At 61.2% G+C, this 2,872-nt stretch carries 4 protein-coding genes; all 4 read left to right on the forward strand.

The features are described 5' to 3' along the window. The first annotated feature begins 253 nt into the window (after window positions 1–253). A complete protein-coding gene (gene purE, locus HU811_RS26350; protein ID WP_003196369.1) occupies window positions 254–745 on the forward strand; it encodes a 5-(carboxyamino)imidazole ribonucleotide mutase in 492 nt (163 codons plus the stop codon). Window positions 746–757: 12 nt separating this feature from the next. Next, the gene (locus HU811_RS26355; protein ID WP_186659000.1) at window positions 758–1,843 is read left to right on the forward strand and encodes a 5-(carboxyamino)imidazole ribonucleotide synthase; all 1,086 of its coding nucleotides are present in this window, start codon (window positions 758–760) and stop codon (window positions 1,841–1,843) included. A 103-nt stretch (window positions 1,844–1,946) separates the two neighbouring features. Then, complete coding sequence (locus HU811_RS26360) at window positions 1,947–2,192, forward strand: GlsB/YeaQ/YmgE family stress response membrane protein (RefSeq protein WP_039593587.1); 246 nt, start codon at window positions 1,947–1,949, stop codon at window positions 2,190–2,192. A 92-nt stretch (window positions 2,193–2,284) separates the two neighbouring features. Next, window positions 2,285–2,821, forward strand: coding sequence for a DUF3299 domain-containing protein (locus HU811_RS26365; protein WP_092457714.1), 537 nt, complete (start codon window positions 2,285–2,287; stop codon window positions 2,819–2,821). Window positions 2,822–2,872: the final 51 nt, after the last annotated feature.

A 2,872-nucleotide genomic window follows, 5' to 3' on the forward strand; every position in this document is an offset into this window, starting at 1 on the left:
TTCGCGAGCAAGCCCGCTCCCACAGGGGAATTGTGGTGCTTTTTCGCTGACCTGAGAGTCAATAAAACCGCTGTTTAACCACAAATGACAGATGGTCGCGACAGGGGCTGTTTATCTATTTCATTGAGGTATACTGCGCGGCCTTCGGCCGGTCCAGATCGGCCATAATTCGTACAACAAGCCACGCCGGTTTCCTGCGTGGCTTGTTGTTTTTTGACGCGCCTGCGGGCGCCCAGAGAGAAGAGGCACGACGATGAGTGCACTGGTTGGCGTGATCATGGGCTCCAAGTCCGATTGGTCCACCCTTAGCCACACCGCCGATATGCTGGAAAAGCTCGGCATCCCTTACGAGGTGAAAGTGGTCTCCGCCCACCGCACCCCGGATCTGCTGTTCCAGTACGCCGAAGAGGCTGAGGCTCGTGGCATTGAGGTGATCATCGCCGGTGCCGGTGGCGCGGCCCACCTGCCAGGCATGTGTGCGGCCAAGACCCACCTGCCGGTGCTGGGCGTGCCGGTGCAGTCGTCGATGCTCTCGGGCGTCGACTCGCTGCTGTCGATCGTGCAGATGCCGGCCGGTATTCCGGTGGCGACCCTGGCCATCGGCAAGGCCGGTGCGATCAACGCGGCCCTGCTGTCGGCGAGCATCCTGGGCGCCAAGCACCCACAATTTCATACCGTGCTGAAAAAATTCCGCGCTGAGCAGACAGACAGCGTCCTGGACAATCCAGACCCACGCATTGCCTGAGGTGGTTGACGAATGAAGATCGGTGTAATCGGTGGCGGCCAGTTGGGTCGCATGTTGGCCCTGGCGGGAACGCCGCTGGGAATGAACTTCGCTTTCCTGGATCCGGCGCCGGACGCCTGCGCCAGCGCGTTGGGTGAACATCTGCGGGCCGACTACGGTGATCAGGACCACTTGCGCCAACTGGCCGATGAAGTCGACCTGGTGACCTTCGAGTTCGAGAGCGTTCCTGCCGAAACCGTTGCCTTCCTGTCCCAGTTCGTCCCGGTCTACCCGAGTGCCGAAGCCTTGCGCATCGCCCGCGACCGCTGGTTCGAAAAGAACATGTTCAAGGACCTGGGCATCCCTACACCCGCGTTCGCCGACATCCAATCCCAAGCCGACCTGGAAGCCGCCGTTGCTTCCATCGGCCTGCCTGCCGTCCTCAAGACTCGCACCCTGGGCTACGACGGCAAGGGCCAGAAAGTCCTGCGCACTCCTGAGGATGTGGCCGGCACGTTCGCCGAGCTGGGCAGCGTGGCCTGCCTGCTGGAAGGTTTTGTACCGTTCAGCGGGGAAGTCTCGTTGATCGCCGTGCGTGCTCGCGACGGGGAAATCCGTTTCTATCCGCTGGTGCACAACACCCACAAGGACGGCATTCTCAAGCTGTCCGTGGCCAGCACCGATCATCCGCTGCAGGCCCTGGCCGAGGACTACTCCAGCCGGGTGCTCAAGCAACTGGACTATGTCGGCGTCATGGCGTTCGAGTTCTTTGAAGTGGACGGCGGCCTCAAGGCCAATGAAATCGCCCCGCGCGTGCACAACTCCGGGCACTGGACCACCGAAGGCGCCGAGTGCAGCCAGTTTGAAAACCACCTGCGGGCGGTGGCCGGGCTGCCGCTGGGCTCGACCGCCAAAGTCGGCGAAAGCGCGATGCTCAACTTCATCGGCAAAGTGCCGGACACCGAAAAAGTCCTGAGGATTGCCGACTGCCATCTGCACCACTATGGCAAGGCGTTCAAGGCCGGGCGCAAGGTCGGTCACGCCAACCTGCGTTGCGCTGACCGGGCCACGCTGGCCCAGCAGATCATCAAGGTCGAGACACTGATCGCCGAACAATAGTCTCAAGCGTCGGTGGAACCATTGGTCGGCTAACTTCTCTGATGGCTAGGTGCCAAAGTCTCAACGGGCTTTGGTCTGGCTACTTATCTCAGAGGGAAATGCCATGGGAATCATTGGAACCATCTTTATCGGCTTGATCGTGGGCCTGCTGGCGCGCTTCCTGAAACCGGGCGATGACAGCATGGGCTGGATCATGACCATCCTGCTCGGTATCGGCGGTTCGTTGGCAGCCACTTACGGCGGCCAGGCCCTGGGCATCTACCAGGCTGGCGAAGGCGCCGGTTTCATCGGTGCCCTGGTGGGCGCGGTGGTGTTGCTGGTGATCTACGGTCTGATCAAAAGAAACTGATTCTATTCTGTGACAAAGCCCCCTCTGCGTTGGCGCGCAGGGAGGGCTAGAATGCCCGGCGTCGCACTTCCTACTTATTGCCGAGCCCATTCATGCGCCGTTTAGTCTTGACCCTCCTTCTGCTGGGCAGCGGCCTGGCCCACGCCGCCGAACTGCCGGAAACCGACTGGCTCGAACTGATGCCCAAGTCGGACCAGAAAGCCCTCGAGGCCATGCCCGAGATTGACCACAACACCCCCGAAGCCAGCGGCACCTTCACCGAAAAAGGTGGCTTGAAACAAAGCAAGGGCTTGCCGGCGGTGATGTATTCGAGCAAGACCGTAGCGTCGATGAACAACAGGCATATCCGCCTGGGCGGCTACCCGGTGCCGCTGGAGTCCGACGCCAAGGGCCGCAGCACGCTGTTTTTCCTGGTGCCTTATCCTGGCGCCTGCATCCACGTCCCGCCACCACCGCCCAATCAACTGGTACTGGTGCGCTATCCCAAGGGTTTGAAGCTGGACGACATCTACACACCGCTCTGGGTGACCGGCACGCTGAAGATCGAAAAGGTCGACAACGACCTGGCCAGCGCAGCGTACGCGCTGGAGGCGGAAAAGGTGAGGGTGGTGCAGGAGGCGGATCTGTAGGTGCCAGTAAATTTGGCGTAGATCCACTGTGGGAGCGAGCCTGCTCGCGAT

Origin of the sequence: Pseudomonas tehranensis (genome assembly GCF_014268615.1) — a bacterium.
Lineage (GTDB): Bacteria > Pseudomonadota > Gammaproteobacteria > Pseudomonadales > Pseudomonadaceae > Aquipseudomonas > Aquipseudomonas tehranensis.